This is a genomic window from Ruegeria profundi, assembly GCF_020171505.1.
Classification (GTDB): domain Bacteria; phylum Pseudomonadota; class Alphaproteobacteria; order Rhodobacterales; family Rhodobacteraceae; genus Ruegeria; species Ruegeria profundi.
Genome location: NZ_JAIUZS010000003.1, coordinates 531475 through 550579 on the forward strand (window position 1 = coordinate 531475; position 19105 = coordinate 550579).

The 19105-nt window shown below is 54.4% G+C and carries 18 protein-coding genes; 15 read left to right on the top strand and 3 right to left on the bottom strand.

From position 1 onward, the window contains the following. Positions 1-88: 88 nt before the first annotated feature. Entirely contained in the window at positions 89-1243 is a 1155-nt protein-coding gene (locus tag LCM21_RS08560; protein WP_224890229.1) for a HupE/UreJ family protein, read from the bottom strand. Positions 1244-1271: 28 nt separating this feature from the next. Between LCM21_RS08560 and LCM21_RS08565 the strand changes: the two genes are divergently transcribed. Beyond that, complete coding sequence (locus tag LCM21_RS08565) at positions 1272-1532, top strand: hypothetical protein (protein WP_224890230.1); 261 nt, start codon at positions 1272-1274, stop codon at positions 1530-1532. Positions 1533-1834: 302 nt separating this feature from the next. Here the strand turns inward: LCM21_RS08565 and LCM21_RS08570 are convergent, their stop codons facing one another. After that, positions 1835-3157 carry a glycosyltransferase gene (locus LCM21_RS08570; protein ID WP_224890231.1) on the bottom strand — a complete coding sequence of 441 codons (1323 nt, stop codon included), beginning with the start codon at positions 3155-3157 and terminating at the stop codon, positions 1835-1837. Between the two features lie 245 nt (positions 3158-3402). On the opposite strand from LCM21_RS08570, the gene LCM21_RS08575 reads away from it, so the two are divergent. From LCM21_RS08575 to LCM21_RS08590, 4 genes are read left to right on the top strand one after another with little or no spacing between them, the layout of a single operon-like run. Beyond that, entirely contained in the window at positions 3403-4821 is a 1419-nt protein-coding gene (locus LCM21_RS08575; RefSeq protein WP_224890232.1) for a circularly permuted type 2 ATP-grasp protein, read from the top strand. Between the two features lie 2 nt (positions 4822-4823). Next, a complete protein-coding gene (locus LCM21_RS08580) occupies positions 4824-5765 on the top strand; it encodes an alpha-E domain-containing protein (protein ID WP_224890233.1) in 942 nt (313 codons plus the stop codon). A gap of 3 nt (positions 5766-5768) precedes the next feature. Further along, positions 5769-6566 (top strand): transglutaminase family protein, encoded by a 798-nt coding sequence (locus tag LCM21_RS08585; protein ID WP_224890234.1) that lies wholly within the window; start codon positions 5769-5771, stop codon positions 6564-6566. 11 nt (positions 6567-6577) lie between these two features. Next, positions 6578-7327, top strand: coding sequence for a proteasome-type protease (locus LCM21_RS08590; RefSeq protein WP_224890235.1), 750 nt, complete (start codon positions 6578-6580; stop codon positions 7325-7327). Positions 7328-7435: 108 nt separating this feature from the next. On the opposite strand, the gene LCM21_RS08595 is transcribed toward LCM21_RS08590, so the two are convergent. After that, positions 7436-8215, bottom strand: coding sequence for an MOSC domain-containing protein (locus LCM21_RS08595; RefSeq protein WP_224890236.1), 780 nt, complete (start codon positions 8213-8215; stop codon positions 7436-7438). Between the two features lie 383 nt (positions 8216-8598). Between LCM21_RS08595 and LCM21_RS08600 the strand changes: the two genes are divergently transcribed. From LCM21_RS08600 to LCM21_RS08645, 10 genes are all read left to right on the top strand, one after another. Then, the gene (locus tag LCM21_RS08600) at positions 8599-9918 is read left to right on the top strand and encodes an ABC transporter substrate-binding protein (RefSeq protein WP_068334142.1); all 1320 of its coding nucleotides are present in this window, start codon (positions 8599-8601) and stop codon (positions 9916-9918) included. Positions 9919-9998: 80 nt separating this feature from the next. Then, positions 9999-10946 carry a carbohydrate ABC transporter permease gene (locus tag LCM21_RS08605; protein WP_224890237.1) on the top strand — a complete coding sequence of 316 codons (948 nt, stop codon included), beginning with the start codon at positions 9999-10001 and terminating at the stop codon, positions 10944-10946. Continuing rightward, positions 10943-11881 (top strand): carbohydrate ABC transporter permease, encoded by a 939-nt coding sequence (locus LCM21_RS08610; protein WP_224890238.1) that lies wholly within the window; start codon positions 10943-10945, stop codon positions 11879-11881. Before LCM21_RS08605 ends, LCM21_RS08610 begins: the two co-directional genes overlap by 4 nt. After that, on the top strand, positions 11878-12066 hold the full coding sequence (locus LCM21_RS08615; RefSeq protein WP_068334147.1) for a hypothetical protein: 189 nt from the start codon (positions 11878-11880) through the stop codon (positions 12064-12066). The genes LCM21_RS08610 and LCM21_RS08615 overlap by 4 nt, the downstream gene beginning before the upstream one ends. 2 nt (positions 12067-12068) lie before the next feature. Continuing rightward, positions 12069-13166: an ABC transporter ATP-binding protein gene (locus tag LCM21_RS08620; RefSeq protein WP_224890239.1), complete on the top strand. Its 1098-nt coding sequence runs from the start codon at positions 12069-12071 to the stop codon at positions 13164-13166. Beyond that, a complete protein-coding gene (locus tag LCM21_RS08625; protein WP_224890240.1) occupies positions 13159-14151 on the top strand; it encodes an ABC transporter ATP-binding protein in 993 nt (330 codons plus the stop codon). The genes LCM21_RS08620 and LCM21_RS08625 overlap by 8 nt, the downstream gene beginning before the upstream one ends. Before the next feature lie 11 nt (positions 14152-14162). Next, on the top strand, positions 14163-15785 hold the full coding sequence (locus LCM21_RS08630; RefSeq protein WP_224890241.1) for a dihydroxyacetone kinase subunit DhaK: 1623 nt from the start codon (positions 14163-14165) through the stop codon (positions 15783-15785). A gap of 7 nt (positions 15786-15792) precedes the next feature. After that, on the top strand, positions 15793-16851 hold the full coding sequence (locus LCM21_RS08635; protein WP_224890242.1) for a LacI family DNA-binding transcriptional regulator: 1059 nt from the start codon (positions 15793-15795) through the stop codon (positions 16849-16851). Between the two features lie 27 nt (positions 16852-16878). Beyond that, the gene (locus LCM21_RS08640) at positions 16879-17934 is read left to right on the top strand and encodes a sugar phosphate isomerase/epimerase family protein (protein ID WP_224890243.1); all 1056 of its coding nucleotides are present in this window, start codon (positions 16879-16881) and stop codon (positions 17932-17934) included. Next, positions 17934-19088 (top strand): Gfo/Idh/MocA family protein, encoded by a 1155-nt coding sequence (locus LCM21_RS08645; RefSeq protein WP_224890244.1) that lies wholly within the window; start codon positions 17934-17936, stop codon positions 19086-19088. Before LCM21_RS08640 ends, LCM21_RS08645 begins: the two co-directional genes overlap by 1 nt. The last annotated feature ends 17 nt before the right edge of the window (positions 19089-19105 follow it).

Sequence of the window (19105 nt, forward strand, 5' to 3'; positions counted from 1 at the left end):
TCGAAGTGTTTGGGGGCTGACATCAACAACTGCCCCACTGCGAAGGTATGAGCCTGGCGCACCTGTTCCAGAAGCATGGTTCTGTCCATCATTCAGTCACCAGTGCAAGGGTTTCGCCGATAAAAGGGAAGCCGATTGTCCGTTCATACAACCAGAACATGGCAAGCGCGATCAACGCGATCGAACCCAGCTGTAATCCAACCACCCGATACACAGTCAGACGGCGTAGGACGAAAAAGACAGGGAACAACAGCATTACAACGGCAAGCTGGCCGATCTCGATGCCAACGTTAAAAGTTGCCAGCCCAAGCAACTTGCGCTCTGGGTCCAGGCCCAGCGGTTCAAGGAGAGTGGCAAAACCGAACCCGTGGAACACGCCAAACAAAATGGCCGCCAGCCACAAGATATTGTGAAAGCGTGGAACCAGATTGACAACCGCCACGGCTGCTATCGACGACGCAATGACTGCCTCTACAAGCGGCACAGGCAGGGTGATGATTTCGAACGTCGCAAGGCCAAGCGCGATCATGTTTGCGATGGTAAAGACCGTTACGATTTTAACGGTCGGCCAGAGACCTTCCCCGATGCTTTCAGACGGAACCCAGCGTTGATTTTCCACCCGCATCACGGCCCCCAACAACAGGGTCACCAAAAACAAAAGGTGGTCGAACCCGCGCCATATATGCCAGACGCCGTATTCAAAAAAACCTCGGGCGATACGTCTTGTTGGCTCGTCGTTCAGGTACAGGCTTTTGACGCCGTCGCCGGGTGAGAAGACAAGAGAGATATAGGATTCATTCTCGCCCATCCCGTTGCGTGTGTTCGTTGCGATCAGGGCAAAACCGCGATGGGTCGGATCGATGTCTGACTGCAAACCGTCAAACGACATGTCAATCGTAGTGGGGGTCTTTTCTATACCCAGCACGTTGAAATGAAGCTGAGCGAAGTTTCCGACCGACGTGTTGAAGAACGAAATATCGTCGAACTGCACCCCAAGTGGTTGGCCGCCCGAGTAGAGCTTCATGCGGTCATCGAAGTATTCAAAAAATCGCTCTTGCAGCCCAAGCACGTCTTCCTGCGTCATGGGTTCAAGGACCTCGGCAGAGCCTTGATGGATGCGGGCAAGGTCCCGGACAGTAATTTCGACACGACCACTCAGACTGTCGTCGGTCACGTCGAAATACACGTAGCTTTCATTGAACCGATGGGCCTGAACCGGAGTTGATACCAACAAAAGGATCAACGCGCACATCCAAAAGAAGAATCCTTGAATGCTCGTCGCCGAATGGAGGGCGACTGCGGCGCAGCGGGCCGGTATTTTAGATGCCATCGACCCAGGCCCCCATGTTTTTACGCTCCGAGTTCTGGTCAAACTGAAGGCCAACGCGGTTGAGTTGGTTGTTCGAGGTGAGGGGCGTTGCTCCACCAACGGATACGTGTTTCTTAACCCGGCTCACCCTTACGATCCGGAGGTGACCGATCGCACCATGTTTTGGGACTGCGCCGCCTCCAAGGTAACGCCAGAGAGTTGAAGCCGCACGCCTGATGCCGAAAAAGACCACTTGAGCGCGTGTCAGGCTGTTATCGAGAAAGTATCCTGCAATACGATGCAAGTTATGTCGGCAATAGCGATTGATATCGTTCGTTTTGGTATTCACTGTCGTGTCTTACTTGGTGTCAGTAATTTGCTTACGCACGTGTAAGGCGAATGGATCATAATATCAAAATTATAGAATGAAATAATTTAGTCCACCCCACGATGTCGGTGCCAAACATGCCGAGGTACCGCGTTGTCGGCGCAGCGCGCGGTCAAGAAGCCTTTGAATCAGCTACGCTACCCGTCCTTCGGGTTAGTTACCCGTTGCAGAAAATCGGCCAGACCCCTGGTGGCCTTTTCGCGGTGGCAAGCTGACTGCATTTTCTCGCAGTTTGTCTTGTATTTCGGGTTGGTCAGCAGGCTGCCGATGTCGGCTTCGATCTGGTCCGCGGTATCCGTTCGGCGCCCGGCGCGTCCGATGCCGTGAAACACCGCGCGGGCCGCACTGCCTTCCTGATCGTTGACATGTGGGTAAAGCAACATTGGCGTCGCTGCTTCGATCGCTTCGACAAACCCGCCGGTTCCTCCGTGCATGATGGCAAGATCCGCATGTTCCAGAACCTGTTGCTGCGGAACCCAGGCGACGACACCAACGTTTGGTGGTACGTCGAGTGAGCTTATGTCTTCCCAGTTTTTTCCGGCGGCGAACAAGAACGTCCAGTCCGGGTTTCTTCGGGCCACAATCCACAGGTTGGCAAGCAAATCGCCCTTGGGTTTCATCATAGAGCCAAACCCTACAAAAATTCTGCCACCTTCATTCTTAGCCGAACAAAACCTTGCAACCTTTGCCCGATCATATGGTTTTTCGGGCCGATCCTGCAAAATCATCGAACCAAGATACCAAAAATCCCGATAAGGGCGTGTAGGAAGGTCAACCGCTTGTGGTACAAACAGAACCGTGGGGATTTTGTAGGTCCACGGCATTTGCCAGCAGACCAGTCGCAACTTTTTCGCTATCGGCACATCATAGCGTCGTGCCAATTCCAGAAGCACCGCAGAGTACTCCGCACCGGGGTACTTGAGCTTGTTTCTCAGCGCTTTCTTCAACTTCCAAAGCAGAAAGCTGATCCAAAGCAACGAAACTCCAACCCGGCTACCACGCAGACCGACTTTGGGATAGATGCGCTTGTTCAATGGGGGCGCGCGGGAACTAGGTGGTGACAGGAACATATTGCTGAACTGCAGCACAGGCAGACCCAGTGACAGCCCGACAATGATATGCGCATGCAATTCACAATCGACAAAGACGCCATCGGGTTGAAAACGGGACAGGGCTTCGGCGAATTCATCCGCGCCTAGGGCGTTGATTGCTGCATCAAGACGATCTTTGGGTGAAAGAGCCCGCAGTTGTTCTTGGCTGAGCAACGGTGCAAACGCGTCCAAGCATGGCATTGGAATCTCGCAGTGGTCCAAGCCGAAATGTGCAATCAACTCGGCTGAAAAATTAGGTGCGAACAGCCGAACCTCGTAACCGAGAGACTTAGCCTGCTTTGCGAATTCCAATGCGCTGCTTAGCGGGCTGTTCAGTCCGCTCGATATTATCGCCAGTCGTTTCAACATTACCCGCTTCAGTTGGATTAATCGCTCACCAGGTCAAGGCCATCATCAAGAGTCAGACCTAGATCTTCTTGCACTGCCAGAACATAATGATAGCGGCATGATTGCGGACAAGAAAACCGTGGGTCGTAGATAAAGCTTTGGAGTCGAGCACCAATTAGACTTAAAAATAGGCGCTTCGCCAAGATGTGCTTGGTGGCTGTTGGCGTTTGACTTGAAAACTTGGAATAGTTCGTCAAAATCCTCATATGAGTGAATATTTTGATGAAATGTTGAATGACGATGGATCTCTGCGAGACTCCTACGAAGAAATCGGCCGCTGGTTTAATGCACAGGATGTTTCAAGGTTAAGAGCCAAACAACGCGAAGCCGAAGAGGTTTTTCGGCTTACAGGCATCACATTCAACGTTTACGGGAAAGCTGAGGCAGAAGAGCGGTTGATACCTTTTGATATCGTGCCGCGTGTGATTTCAGGGCGGGAATGGCAGCGCCTGGAACGTGGTATCGAACAACGGGTCCGGGCGATAAATGCTTTCCTGCATGATATCTATCACCGACAAGAAATTGTTCGTGCAGGGCGCGTGCCCATAGAAATGATTTCGGAAAACGAGGCGTTTCTGCCGCAAATGCTTGGCGTATCGCCGCCCGGTCGGATTTACACGCATATTGTTGGCGTTGATCTGGTGCGAACCGGACCTGATGAGTTTTTCGTTCTGGAAGACAACGCGCGCACGCCGTCAGGTGTCAGCTATATGCTTGAGAACCGGGAAACCATGCTGAAAATGTTCCCTGAGTTGTTCAGCGCCACAAATGTGCGGAATGTATCAGACTATCCGCGCAGTCTAAGACGATCTCTGGCCGCCTGCGCGCCCGATTGCGTTGAGAACGAGCCTACGGTCGCGGTACTGACGCCCGGTATCTATAACTCAGCCTATTACGAGCACGCTTTCCTTGCGGATCAGATGGGGGTGGAGCTTGTAGAGGGGCACGACCTGCGCGTCGTCGAGGGGCGTGTGTGTATGCGCACTACGCGAGGATACCGGCCGATCGACGTTCTGTATCGACGGGTAGACGATGACTTTCTTGATCCGCTGAATTTCAATCCCGACAGCGCGCTTGGCGTTCCGGGTATCCTGGATGTCTATCGCGCCGGGGGTATCACGATTGCCAACGCGCCGGGCACCGGTATTGCCGATGATAAGGCGATTTACTCTTATATGCCCGAAATTGTTGAGTTTTATACTGGTGAGAAACCTCTGCTGCAAAACGTGCCGACTTGGCGATGCAGCGACCCCGAGTCTCTTTCCTATGTTCTCGACAACTTGTCCGACCTTGTGGTGAAAGAAGTACACGGGTCGGGGGGCTATGGGATGCTGATCGGACCGACCGCGAGCAAGAAAGAGATCGCGGCCTTTCGAGAAAAGCTAAAATCAAGACCTGCAAACTACATCGCGCAACCAACCTTGTCGCTTTCGACCGTTCCGATTTTCGCGCGGTCAGGATTGGCGCCACGGCATGTTGATCTTCGCCCGTTTGTTTTGGTCTCACCCGAAGGGATCAATATCACGCCCGGCGGGTTGACGCGGGTCGCCTTAAAGAAAGGGTCACTGGTCGTGAACTCAAGCCAGGGCGGCGGGACCAAAGACACCTGGGTTCTGGAGGACTGACCATGCTGGGAAAAACTGCTGGCGGTCTGTTCTGGATGTCCCGTTACCTGGAGAGGGCGGAGAATACGGCGCGATTGTTGGAAACCGGCCAGAGGATGGCTTTGACCCGCACCAAGAACTCGGCAGAGGAATGGGGGTCTGTGTTAAAAACTGCGGGCGTTCTGGATGGATACCTTGCCAAATATGATGAGGTCGACAGGGACAACGCGGTGGATTGGTTGCTGCGAGATGTCGATAACCCATCCTCGGTGAAATCGGTCATCAAGCAGGCCAGACACAACGCCCGTCTGGTGCGTACGGCACTTACCTATGATGTCTGGGGCGCAGTAAACGCCACGTGGATGAAGATCGACGAGGCCACGCAGCGACGGGTAAACCAACGGGATTTGCCCGCCGTACTGGAGTTGGTGCGCCAACAGGCCGCTTTAGTCCGCGGCGCAACCCTTGGCACAATGCTGCGAAATGACATCTTCGATTTCATGCGTATCGGCACCTTTGTCGAGCGCGCCGACAGCACCGGGCGCATACTCGACGTCAAGTACTACGTGCTGTTGCCTACGGCGTTCGCAGTCGGGTCGTCTTTGGACAATATCCAGTGGGAAAGCATCCTGCGTTCGGTCGGCGCGGGCGGGGGGTATCAATTGACTTACGGCCAACGGACAACCCCATCCGATATTGCTCAGTTCCTGATCCTCGACCAGCGTATGCCCCGAAGTCTTCATTTCTGTTGCAGGAAAATTCAGGAAAACCTGTCTTATCTCAAGAAAGACTATGGCTTTGCCGGCCCATCATGTGAGGCGTCGAATACGCTTTACGATAAGTATCTGAACCGGCGCATTGCTGATATCTTTGACTTTGGTTTGCATGAGTACATTCAAGATTTCTTGAATGATCTTGGCGGCTTAAGTCGTCAAATTGAGGTTGATTATCGGTTCTATGAGTAGCCTATGAAACTGCATATAAGACACGAGACGCGATACGATTTTGATGCACCGGTCCCCTTCGGACTGCAGCAACTCAGAAAAACGCCAAAATCCTTCCGTAATCAAAGTGTCGTAACTTGGAACACTGAAATTATTGGCGGATCAAAAGAGCTGAGCTATGAGGATTACCACCGCAACACGGTGGAGCTGATCAGCTTTGAAGCGAATACCCAAAGTGTTTCCCTGATCTCTGACGGCGTTGTTGAAATCGAGGACAACCACGGAATTCTTGGGCGTCACGAAGGTTCAACACCGTTGTGGCTTTTCAATCGCAGCACGCGCCGAACCAAACCGGGTAAGGGGGTTGCAGATCTGGTCCGGTCTTTACCCGAAGGCGAACCGCTTGAACAAATGCACGCCTTGTCCGATGCCATTCGTGAGCGTGTGCAATACGAGGTCGGGAGCTCGCACCCAGACTGGAGCGCAGAGGACGCGCTTGAGGCTGGCAGCGGTGTTTGCCAGGACCATGCCCATATATTCATCACCTGTGTTCGGCAAATCGGGCTGCCCGCACGGTATGTCTCTGGCTATCTGATGATGAACGACACACAGTTGCAGGATGCGACCCACGCCTGGGCCGAGGTGCATGTTGACGGGCTAGGTTGGGTCGGGTTCGATGTTTCGAACGGCATTTCTCCTGACAGCCGATACGTACGCGTCGCAACTGGTCTGGACTATGCACAGGCCGCGCCGGTAATAGGAAACAGGATTGGGGCGGCGGGCGAGCAATTGACAGTACAGTTGCAGGTCGCACAGCAGTAACGGAGCAGACAATGACATACGCTGTGGGGATGCGGCTGAACCGCGGGCTGGTTTTCATGTCCGATACACGCACGAATGCGGGTGTGGACAACATCTCGACCTTCAAGAAGATGTTTAACTGGACGGTCGAGGGCGAGCGGTCGATCACCCTGTTGGCAGCGGGAAATCTGGCGACCACCCAAGCCACCGTCAGCTTGTTGGAAGAGCGCACAAAAGCCCCTGAAGATCGATCACCTTCAATCCTTGAGGCACCGACAATGTTTCAGGTTGCCCAGCGGATCGCTGAAACCCTGAAGGACGTGATCGAAAAGCACTCACGCTCAGGGCAGGAGGCCGACAGTTCATTTCACGCAACGCTTATTCTGGGTGGGCAAATCAAAGGCGGACCATCGCGTTTGTTCCTGATCTACCCAGAGGGAAACTTTATCGAAGCGGGTGATGACACGCCGTTCTTTCAGATCGGAGAGACCAAATACGGGCGCCCGATTCTGGTACGTGCCTATGATGCCAAGATGAGCTTTCCTGAAACCGTGAAACTGTTGCTGGTCAGCTTCGATTCCACAATAAAGGCCAACCTGTCCGTCGGAGCGCCGCTGGACCTGCTGCTTTACGAAGAAGACAGTTTGACCTCGGGAACTCGGTCAAGGTTTGAAGTTGATGATGGCTATTTCCGCACGATTTCTGAAGGGTGGAGCGACGCGTTGAAATCCGCCTTGTCCAAGCTTCCGGATTACAACGTGACACCTGATTCAAGCGATTGAAGAACCGTTCGACGCTCAGGGTAAGGGCAGTGCTTGAGTTACCTATCATCGTTTTACACGCGGGGGGCTGCGGGGCAGAATGGTCATGCCCTTGCGTTCGCAAGAGCCTCACGCTGGCTGCTGACCGGATTGGCCCAGAGTAAGGGTTCCACCTGTCACGACCTCGACATAAACGCCCATATCCATGTGGCCCAGGTGTTTTCTAAGAAGATAAGGAAGGTTCAAGTCCCGTTCGGCCGTTTCCGGGTTTACCTCGGTTGCGGCGCATCTTTTTGTGCGGGATAGTATTTGGAGCTGAACATCGCCAAACACTAAGGTTGAGCCGATGGCGTCCAGTTCTGAAAAGGGCGGCAATCCGTCAATCTCGATATTCGCGCGAAACCGGGCAGGGTGGATATCTGTATTCAGCTTTTTCCCCAAAGCCCTAACAGACGCACGATTCAACAAAGATATCGCATTCATCATTTTGGGAGAGACGACCGATACGTCGGTGAAACGATGAGGTGCAGAGGATACAAATATCGGTGGTTCAGGGTCCTTCAGGCCAAGGGTGGTGTAAAGGAACCGCGCCGCATCGACTTGCCCCTTTGGATCGCTCATATCGAAATGATGGGTTCTTTGGCCGACCTCGATTTCCAGCCCATGAGTGTCAGTGTCGAAACCTGTCTTGAGACCGGCCAGCCCCGCTTGGTTCAAAAGAACAACAAAGCGGTCTTTGGGAAGCGGGCTGGGGTTTAGCGGGTCGAAACCGGAGTTATAGCGCGCAAAACCGAAGAGGCGGTCACCTTGAATACCTTTGCCCGCGCGCAATTCTACAGAGCTAAGCACCTCGGGGCTTAAACCCTTGATCGGGTATCGGTTCATTTGCGCAATAGTGAGATCGGTCATGCCTTGGTCCGTTATTTGACAAATGCACCCCTGACCTGACGAACGTCGCACAAGCTTTTTAGCTGCCGGTCAGATGACTGCGGGCATTGCAGGCTTAGATCAGCAAACTTGGCGACCCAAAGCTACCGCTTTGTGGGCCTGCCAGGCCGAATTTCGCGTGTCGGTTTCTTTGTGTGCTCCCCTTTCTGAGAGAGTCCTCAGAAACGAATTTGATAAAAATATTTTAAAAACAGAGTGTATGAGTACTTCGTTGAAGTTATCCGCAGAATAGTGAGGTACGAACCTCAGAAAATCCTAGACCTGAGGTGCGTACCTCAAATACCCTTGGACATATGCCGCGATTCGCACATCCTCGATTGACGGCGCAAAAAAGGGAGGAATGGATGACTTACTTTAAACTGGCTTCGGCCAGCGCAATGGTCCTTGCCGCTACTACTCTTTCTACCAGGGCAAATGCTGAAGACCTGACGCTGTGTTGGGCAGCATGGGACCCGGCCAACGCGCTTGTCGAGCTTTCGAAGGAATTCGAGGCAGAGTCCGGCCATACGATGAATTTCGAGTTTGTGCCCTGGCCAAACTTTGCGGACCGGATGCTGAACGAACTAAACTCTGGCGGGAAGCTGTGCGACCTGTTGATCGGCGACAGCCAATGGATTGGCGGCGGTGCTGAAAACGGCCACTACGTGAAATTGAATGATTTCTTTGATGCTGAAGGCATCAGCATGGATGATTTCGCGCCTGCCACGGTTTATGCCTATTCGACTTGGCCGAAAGGTACGCCGAACTACTACGCTCTGCCCGCGATGGGCGACGCAAACGGGTGGTTTTACCGCAAAGACTGGTTTGAAGACCCTGAAATTCAGGCCGCTTACAAAGATGCCACCGGGCAGGACTTACGCGAACCTCAATCCCAGAAAGAGCTGCTGCAAATCGCGCAATTCTTCCAAGGTCGCGAAATTGATGGAAAAACCGTGTACGGCGCGGCGATCTTTACCGAGCGCGGCTCGGAAGGGATCACAATGGGTGTGACTGGCGCGCTTTATCCATGGGGCTTCAAATACGAAAACACGCCGGGTTCCTACGATATGGAAGGTGCCGTGAATTCACCCGAGGCGGTGGAGGCGTTGGAGTTCTATAAAGAGTTCTACGAAACCGCGACGCCACCGGGCTATACCAACTCCTACATGGGTGAGAGCCTGGACGCCTTTAAATCTGGTCAGGTCGCCATGGCGATGAACTGGTTCGCGTTTTTCCCGGGTCTGTACGCTGATCCAAATACGGGCGGCGACAAGATCGACTTTTTCGTCAACCCGCCGCAAAACCAGCCGGGGTCTACACTTGGTGGGCAGGGCATCTCTGTAGTCAGCTATTCCGACAAACAGGATGCCGCGCTTGAGTATATCAAGTGGTTCGCACAGCCAGAGGTTCAGGCAAAATGGTGGGAACTGGGCGGGTATTCCGCACATAACTCGGTGTTGGAAGATCCTGGATTTGTGGATAGCCAGCCCTTTGCCGGTGACTTCCTGGAAGCGATGGCAGGCGTGCAGGACTTCTGGCAGGAGCCGGCCTATGCGGAACTGCTGCTGGCAATGCAAAAGCGCATCCATGACTATGTTGTGGCCGATCAGGGCACAGCACAAGAAGCGCTTGATCTTCTGATCGAGGACTGGACGGAAGTCTTTGAAGACGAAGGCAAGCTGTAATCAGGTAGCCGGGTAGGAGCGGGCATCGTCCCGCTCCGCAATCACCCGTGCGCCCGAAACCGACAAGAACTGGTAAAGATATGTCTGACAGGACGATAGATCGCGTTGCGCAGGCAACGCCCGTGCGAGTTGCGCGAAAAATTCGGGGGTTATCCGACCGCGCAATCGCCTGGATATTCATCTCTCCAACGATTTTCCTGCTGCTTGCGATCAATATCTTTCCGTTGATCTGGACCATCCAGCTTAGCTTTACCAACTACAAAGCCAATCGCATCGGGCGTGAGGTCAAGGATGTCGGGCTTCGCAACTACGAGCGTATTCTGACAGATACCGACACCTGGCTTAATATGCAGGCCACAGCGCATTTTCTTTTCTGGACAATTTTCTTTCAGGTCCTGATCGGGTTCACCTTAGCCTGGCTTATCAACAAAAAGTTCAAGGGCAACGACCTGTGGACCACAATTATCGTGCTGCCAATGATGCTGTCTCCGGCCGTTGTGGGGAACTTCTGGAAGTTCCTCTATCAGCCGCAAATCGGTCTGTTTAACTACATCGTATCGTGGTTCACCGGCAAGGAACCGTCGAGTTTCGAGATGCTGGGATCGGTGACATTGGCACCATGGGCGATTGTGATCGTCGACACGTGGATGTGGACGCCGTTTGTGATGCTGATCTGTCTGGCCGGGCTGCGAAGCATACCGGACTATATCTATGAGGCCGCGGAAATTGATCGGGCCAGCAAGCTGCGGCAGTTCTTCACGATCACCATCCCGATGGTACTGCCGTTCCTGATGCTTGCCGTCCTGTTCCGTGGGATCGAGAACTTTAAGATGTTCGACCTGGTGGTTCAGTTGACGGGCGGCGGGCCGGGATCGACCACCGAACTGACCTCGATCAATCTGAAACGGGAAGCCTTTGAGAAATGGCGCACGGGCTATGCATCGGCCTACGCAATCATCTTGTTTGTGACGGTGTTTGGGCTGGCGTCCATCTATGTGAAGGCTTTGAACAGGGTGAAGCAAAGATGAGCAGTTTCTCAGTTACCGAACCCTCAAACCGGTCCAAATGGATCGCGGGCGCCCTGGTTATCACATACGCGCTGATCACGATGATCCCTTTGGTCTGGATCCTGCTGACCGGGTTTAAATCTCCGTCAGACGCGATCAGTTACCCGCCCAAGGTCGTCTTTGAGCCAACTCTGGAAGGCTACGTTAATCTGTTCACGACCAGAACACGCCAAACGCAGGAGTTTTTGGAGGCGAACCCACCGCAGAACTGGGCCGATGAAATCGTCCGCCAATACGACATGGTGATCGTTGGACCATCCAAGTTTGGTGAGCGATTCATGAACTCGGTCATCATCGGGTTCGGTTCGACATTCCTGAGTATCTTCCTTGGCACTTTGGCGGCCTACGCGTTCAGCCGCTTCAAGGTGCCGCTCAAAGACGATCTTCTGTTCTTTATTCTCAGTACTAGGATGATGCCCCCCGTCGCCGTTGCGATCCCGATCTTTCTGATGTTCAGAAACCTTGGGCTAAGCGACACGCATCTGGGGATGATCCTGCTGTATACGGGCGTGAATATCTCACTCGCAGTCTGGCTTCTAAAAGGGTTCATCGACGAGATCCCGCGGGAATATGAAGAAGCAGCGCTGATCGATGGCTACACCCGGTTTCAGGCCTTCTACAAAGTGGTTCTGCCACAAGCCGCCACAGGCATAGCCTCAACCGCGATCTTCTGCCTGATTTTCGCTTGGAACGAGTACGCGTTTGCTGTGCTGCTAACCTCTGCGAATGCGCAGACGGCCCCGCCGTTTATTCCAACCATCATCGGTATCGGTGGCCTTGATTGGCCTGCGGTCGCGGCTGGCGCAACGATCTTCCTGATCCCGGTCATGATTTTCACCATCCTGATGCGCAAACACCTGCTGCGTGGGATTACGTTCGGAGCTGTACGCAAATGACCAAGTTTTTTTCAGGACTGATGCGGCTTCGCCGGGGACCATGGGAAATGGTGGCGACAATACTGATCGCGGTCGGCGTTTTCATGTTGATGCAGCCGTTTGTCCTTTGGGCGTTCACCTATTCCTTCATCGTCACGCTGATCGGAACCGTCATGTTCATCATCGTCAGCCACTTTCCGGAGTAGAAATGGCCCAGATCGTAGTCAAAAACGTTAAGAAAATGTTTGGCGATTTCACGGCTGTTCGTGAAAGCTCGTTCACGATTGAAGATGGTGAATTCTTCATGCTGCTTGGGCCGTCGGGGTGTGGTAAGACGACGACCTTGCGGATGATCGCGGGTCTGGAGCTTCCGACCTCCGGCGAAATCTACCTTGATGGTGAGGAAATCAGCCAAAGGCCGCCATCGGAACGAGACATTGCCTTCGTTTTCCAGATGTTTGCCCTGTATCCGCATATGAATGTGCGTAAAAATATCAGCTACCCATTGATATCGCAGGGAATGCCGCGTGCCGCCGTTGAGGCCAAGGTAGAAGAAGTCGCGGGCATTCTTGGAATAAAGGACATTCTGGACAGCCCCGTAGGCGGGCTTTCCGGTGGCGACAGGCAGCGGGTGGCCCTTGGGCGTGCGATTGTCCGCGAACCAAAAGCCTTCATGATGGATGAACCCCTTGGTGCCTTGGACGCTGAGTTTCGCGAGCATATGGCCGAAGAACTGCGCGCGCTGCATGATCGCATGGGCGCGACCACGGTTTACGTCACGCATGATCAGCTGGAAGCGATGCAGATGGGTGACAAGATCGTCGTGATGAACAACGCGGTGATCGAACAATTCGGCACGCCTCAGGAAATCTACGACAAACCGGCGACCATGTTCGTGGCCGATTTCATTGGCTCGCCCTCGATGAACTTCCTTCCGTTTCAGGGCGCTGTAACGCCGGGGTCCGAGATGGTCCGACTGAATGGACATGACGAGGCCGTGCCCAAAATGATCGAGGGGGCAGAAGGTGATCTGGTCTTTGGTGTTCGCCCCGAGCATGTCTTTTTGTCAGATGACAGTGGTTACCGGGCCAAGGTTCTGGCTGCTGAATACCTCGGGACGACGCAGATCGTGACCTTGCAAAGCCCGAATGGTGAGTTGAAAGCCCGGATCGATGCGCGCGAAACGGTCAGCCCCGGCGAGACGGTTGGTTTGGAGTTCCGCTCTCCGACCATCACCCTGTTCGAAAAGTCTACGGGTCGGGCGCTAAGGTCTGTTCTGAACGATGAGGTGCTGGGCAATGGCTGAGGTCGTTCTGGAAAATATCTCAAAGTCCTTCGGTAGCGTTAAGGCGGTCGACGAAATCTCGATGACGATCCCGGACGGTGCGTTTGTGGTGCTGCTCGGCCCAACGGGCGCGGGCAAAACTACAACGTTGCGATTGATTTCCGGGCTCGAAAAACTGGACAAAGGATCAATCCGGATTGCCGGTCGGGATGTTGGGGTGGAAACACCAGCTCAACGCGACGTGGCGATGGTGTTTCAGCAGTATTCACTTTATCCGCACATGACCGTGCGCGAGAACCTGTCTTTTCCGTTGCGCTCGCCGATCCTGAAAACACCCGAGGATGAGATCACCAGAAAGGTGAACGAAACCGCCGAAATCCTTCAAATCCCCCACAAATTGGACAACAAAGCCACCGAGCTGTCCGGCGGTGAGATGCAGCGCGTCTCAATCGGGCGGGCATTGGTCCGCGATCCACAGATATTCCTTATGGACGAACCGCTCAGCTCACTGGATGCCAAGCTTCGGGCAGATTTGCGTGTTGAGTTGAAAAGGATACAGGCCGACCTTGGGTCCACGCTTTTGTACGTGACCCATGATCAGGTCGAGGCCATGACCATGGCGACACATATCGGCGTATTGGAAGAGGGCAGACTGGTTCAATACGGCACACCGCGGGATATCTATGAAAATCCGGGCAGTGTTTATGTCGCCAGCCGCTTGGGCTTGCCGCGGATCAATATCCTGCCGTCCGAATTGTTCGGTGGCGATCACAAAGGTCCGCAGATTGGTCTGCGGCCAGAAAACATCATCGAAGGCGAGGGCAGTGAAGCGCGCGTGATACGTGCTGAGCATTTGGGCGATCAAACGCGGTTGCATCTGGAGTTACAGGGTCACCCGGTCGTGACCTTGATTGATGTCCATCAGGACTATCCATCTGGAAAGATAATAAAGATTCGCCCTCACAACCCGTTGTACTTTGACGCGTCCGGCGCACGTGTGAATTAAGGAGCATAAGCATGGCCCAGTTCCTCAATACCAAAGAAACCCTTGTGACAGAGGCGATAGATGGTCTTCTGACCTCAACCGGCGGGGCGCTGACCCGCCTTGATGGATATCCGCATATCAAGGTTGTTTACAGGTCGGATTGGGACAAATCCAAAGTTGCGCTGGTCTCGGGCGGAGGGTCCGGTCACGAACCCGCACATGCCGGGTTCGTTGGGGCCGGTATGCTCACGGCCGCTGTGTGCGGAGAGGTCTTTGCGTCGCCGTCGGTTGAGGCTGTGCTGGCGGGCATTCTGGCCGTGACAGGTGAGGCGGGGTGCTTGCTGATCGTAAAAAACTACACGGGCGACCGGCTGAATTTCGGGTTGGCTGCCGAACGGGCCCGCGCCTTGGGGCGCAAGGTGGAAATGGTGGTGGTCGATGACGACATCGCCCTGCCAGACCTTCCACAACCCCGCGGTGTGGCGGGTACGCTGTTCGTGCATAAGATTGCCGGTGCGCTTGCCGAGAGTGGTGCCGATCTGGATACCGTGACGACAGCCGCAAAAAATGTCATCGAAAAAGTTGTCAGCATCGGCATGAGCTTGGATACCTGCACCGTTCCGGGGTCTCCGAAAGAGGAAAGGATTGCGCCGGGCAAGGCTGAGCTGGGTTTGGGTATCCACGGCGAACCGGGTGTCGAGCAAGTGGATTTTGCAAATGCCATGACCGCCATGTCCACCGTTGTTGAGAAACTGAAACAACGTGTAGGTTCAGGTAACTGCGTGGCGTTGGTTAACAACCTTGGATCGACCACCCCCTTGGAAATGGCTGTCCTGACACATGCGTTGGCTGAAACCGGAATCGCGCAACATATCATTGGAGCCGCACCGATGATGACCTCATTGGATATGCATGGGTTTTCGGTTTCTATCCTGCCAGTCACCCAAGGCGATTTGTCGGCACTTGAGACCCCAGTTGAAATGGCCGCATGGCCCGGTGTCAATTCTATCGAGCCGGTAAAGATTGCACCCCTACCTGATGGGCTGACCCCGATTGATCCCATTCCGTCGAACAACCCTAAAACCAAAGAAACGATCACTCGGTTGTCCGAATTGCTTATCAGTGCGGAAAAGCATCTGAACGAGCTGGATGCCAAATCCGGCGACGGTGATACAGGCAGCACTTTGGCGACCGCGGCCAAATCATTGCAGGGCAGTCTTGACCGAATGCCTCTGGCCGATTTGACACAGCTGTTCCCCGCGCTGGGCAATGAACTGAGCCAGACAATGGGCGGCTCGTCCGGGGTCATCCTCGCGATATTCTTCAACGCGGCAGGGGACGCCTGTGCCAGCGGGGCTTCGGTATCCAAATCTCTGGTGGAAGGACTGAACCGCGTCAGTCAGGTTGGCGGAGCCAAGGTGGGTGATAGAACAATGATCGATGCGCTTGCACCCGCGCTTGCGGCGCTGCCTTCGGGGCTGACGCATGCTGCGAAGGCAGCCCGTGAAGGGGCTGATAATACGGCGAATATTCACCGTGCGAAGGCGGGTCGCGCAGCTTATGTCCCTGAGGAAAACCTGATTGGGCATAACGACCCGGGCGCTGAAGCCGTCGCCTTGTTGTTCGAGGGCTTGGCGCACGAGATTGAAGGCTGAAAGACGCGTGGAAGACCATAAGCAAAAACTAGAAGTGGTGGAAAAGCCAACTGTCAACGACATCGCACGCGTTGCAGGTGTCAGCCTCGCGACTGTAGATCGCGTTTTGAACGGACGCCCGGGCGTTCGCGCCGTGACCGTGCAAAAGGTACAAAAAGCGATTGATGACTTGGGGTATGTGCGCGACACTGCCGCCGCCAATCTTGCGCGTAAACGCGTTTACAATTTTCTTTTCGTACTGCCCGACGCCGACAACGAGTTTCTTGAGGCGTTGAGTAAGCAGATCGTGGAACAGTCACGCGATCAGTTTATCGAACGCACGCGTCTGAAGATTCAGCGCGTTGCGCCGTTTGAGCCTCAGGACATCGTCGAAATACTGGATGGCGTCGAAGGCAAAGAGGTCGACGGCGTCGCTGTCTTTGGTCCCGAAACTCCATCGGTACGCGATGCAGTCAAAAGGGTCAGGGACAAGGGTATCCCGGTCGTTGCCCTTGTGTCCGACCTGCCCAGTTCGGACCGCGATCATTTCGTAGGAATTGACAACGTGTCCGCCGGGCGGACAGCGGCGCAACTGATGGGGCGGTTCGTGCATAAAAAGGGCAAGGTTCTTGTCCTGACCGGCTCGCGCTTGGCGCGTGATCATCTCGAGCGTCGCCAAGGCTTTGATCTGGTTGTCGCCGAGGATTTTCCGCATCTTGAAGTCGTGGCGTCTGTCGAGGGTCGCGATGACCCCGACCTGATTTACAAGATGATGCCCGAGATTTTTGAAACCTATCCCGATCTGGTCGGGATATATTCTTCCGCTGCGGGCAATGCGGGCCTGATCCAGTTTCTGTCCGAAAGCAAGATCAGCAAGGATTTGGTGATCATAGCCCACGAGCTTACGCCGCTCAGCCGTGAGGCTCTGACCCGCGGCACGTTTGACGCTTTGATCTCGCAGGACTCCGGGCATTTGGTTCGGTCGGCCGTCCGTCTGCTGCGCGCCACGTCAGACAAGGTTCCGTTCAACAAAGCTCAGGAACGCATTCGTATCGATATCTATCTAAAGGAAAATTTGCCGCCGTAAGGGCATGGAATTTGGGGAGGACATATTATGAAGACGATCAAAGGCCCGGCTTTGTTTCTGGCGCAGTTTGCCGGGGATGAAGCACCTTTCAATTCATGGGATGCAATCACGAAATGGGCGGCTGAGTGCGGGTATAAGGGTGTTCAGGTTCCCAGTTGGGATGGCCGACTGTTTGACCTTGAGACCGCCGCATCCAGCCCGGGCTATTGCGATGACTTCAAGGGTAAGGCCAAGGAGAACGGTGTTGAAGTTACCGAATTGTCTACACACCTTCAGGGGCAGCTTGTGGCCGTTCACCCGGCTTATGACACAGCGTTTGATGGATTTGCGTCCGAAACTGTCAGGGGAAACCCGAAAGCCCGGCAAGAATGGGCGGTGGATCAGGTCAAAAAAGCGCTTTCAGCGTCCAGAAATATGGGGATCTCAGCGCATGCGACGTTTTCGGGCGCGCTGGCCTGGCCATATGTTTATCCGTGGCCCCAGCGGCCCGCCGGGCTGATAGAAACCGCTTTTGATGAGCTCGCGCGCCGATGGGTGCCGATCCTGAACCATGCAGAAGACTGCGGCGTGGACGTCTGCTATGAAATTCATCCGGGCGAAGACCTGCATGATGGGGTCACCTACGAGATGTTCTTGGAGCGGACAGGCAATCACGCTCGGGCCTGTATGTTGTACGACCCATCGCACTATGTTCTGCAATGCCTCGACTATCTAGACAACATTGACATCTACAAGGATCGCATCCGGATGTTCCACGTCAAGGATGCGGAATTCAACCCAACGGGTCGGCAGGGTGTCTATTCCGGGTATCAAAGCTGGGTCGATCGGGCAGGACGCTTCCGGTCTCTTGGCGACGGGCAGGTGGATTTTGGGGCTGTCTTTTCAAAAATGGCGGCAAACGACTTTGACGGTTGGGCGGTGGTCGAATGGGAATGCTGCCTGAAGCACCCTGAGGATGGCGCGCGCGAAGGTGCCCGGTTCGTGTCGGATCATATCATTCGTGTGACCGAGAAAGCCTTTGACGATTTCGCAGACAGCGGCACCGATGAGGCGGCCAATCGAAAAATGCTGGGGATAGACTGATGGTAACGGGACGTAGCGAAGAAACCTCGGGGCGCATTCGCCTTGGCATGGTCGGTGGCGGAAATGATGCTTTCATAGGGGGTGTACATCGCATTGCGGCGCGATTGGACGACAGGTTCCAATTGGTTGCCGGCGCGTTGTCCTCAACGCCAGAGAAATCCCGCGAAAGCGGGCAGGCGCTGGGTCTTGAACGTGTTTATGACGACTTCAAACAGATGGCGATCAGAGAGGCACGGCTGAAATCAGGGATCGAAGCGGTTTCGATTGTCACGCCAAATCACGTGCATTACGCCGCCGCGCGTGAGTTCCTGAAGCGCGGCATACACGTGATTTGCGATAAGCCTCTCACCGCGACCTTGGGTGACGCGAAAAAGCTGGTCAAAGCAGCGGAAAATTCAAATGCACTTTTTATTCTGACGCATAACTACACCGGCTACCCCATGGTCCGGCAGGCGCGTGACATGGTTGCTAGCGGGCAGATCGGCAAAATCCGGGTAGTTCAGGTTGAGTATGCCCAAGATTGGCTGACCGAGCAGCAGGATTTCAAACAGGCAGAGTGGAGGACCGATCCCGAACGATCAGGCGCTGGCGGATCGACCGGCGACATTGGAACCCACGCCTATAATCTGGCTTGCTTTGTTACCGGCTTGAAAGCCGAAAGCCTTGCTGCGGATTTACAAGCCTTTGTTCCGGGGCGCCAAGTCGATGACAATGCGCATGTTCTGGTGCGTTTCGATGGTGGAGCGCGCGGAATGCTGTGGTGTTCACAGGTCGCACCCGGCAACGAAAACGCCTTAAGACTCCGTGTTTACGGTGAAAAGGGTGGGTTGGAGTGGGCTCAGGAAGACCCGAATTATCTTTGGTTCACCCCCTATGGTGAACCAAAGCGTATTATCACCAGAAATGGACCAGGGGCAGGGGAAGCCGCCAATCGGATAAGCCGCGTACCACCGGGGCACCCAGAGGGGTATCTGGAAGGTTTCGCGAACATCTACGGTGAAGCCGCCGAAGCCATTCTGGCTTTCCGAAATGAAAAGCCACCAGAGGCATCGGTCGTGTATCCAACGGTTCACGATGGGCTGGAGGGTGTCAGGTTCGTGGCCGCATGCGTGCAAAGTTCTGCAAGGAATGCGGCGTGGGTCAAATTGGACTAAATCCTTGAAGTTCTGGG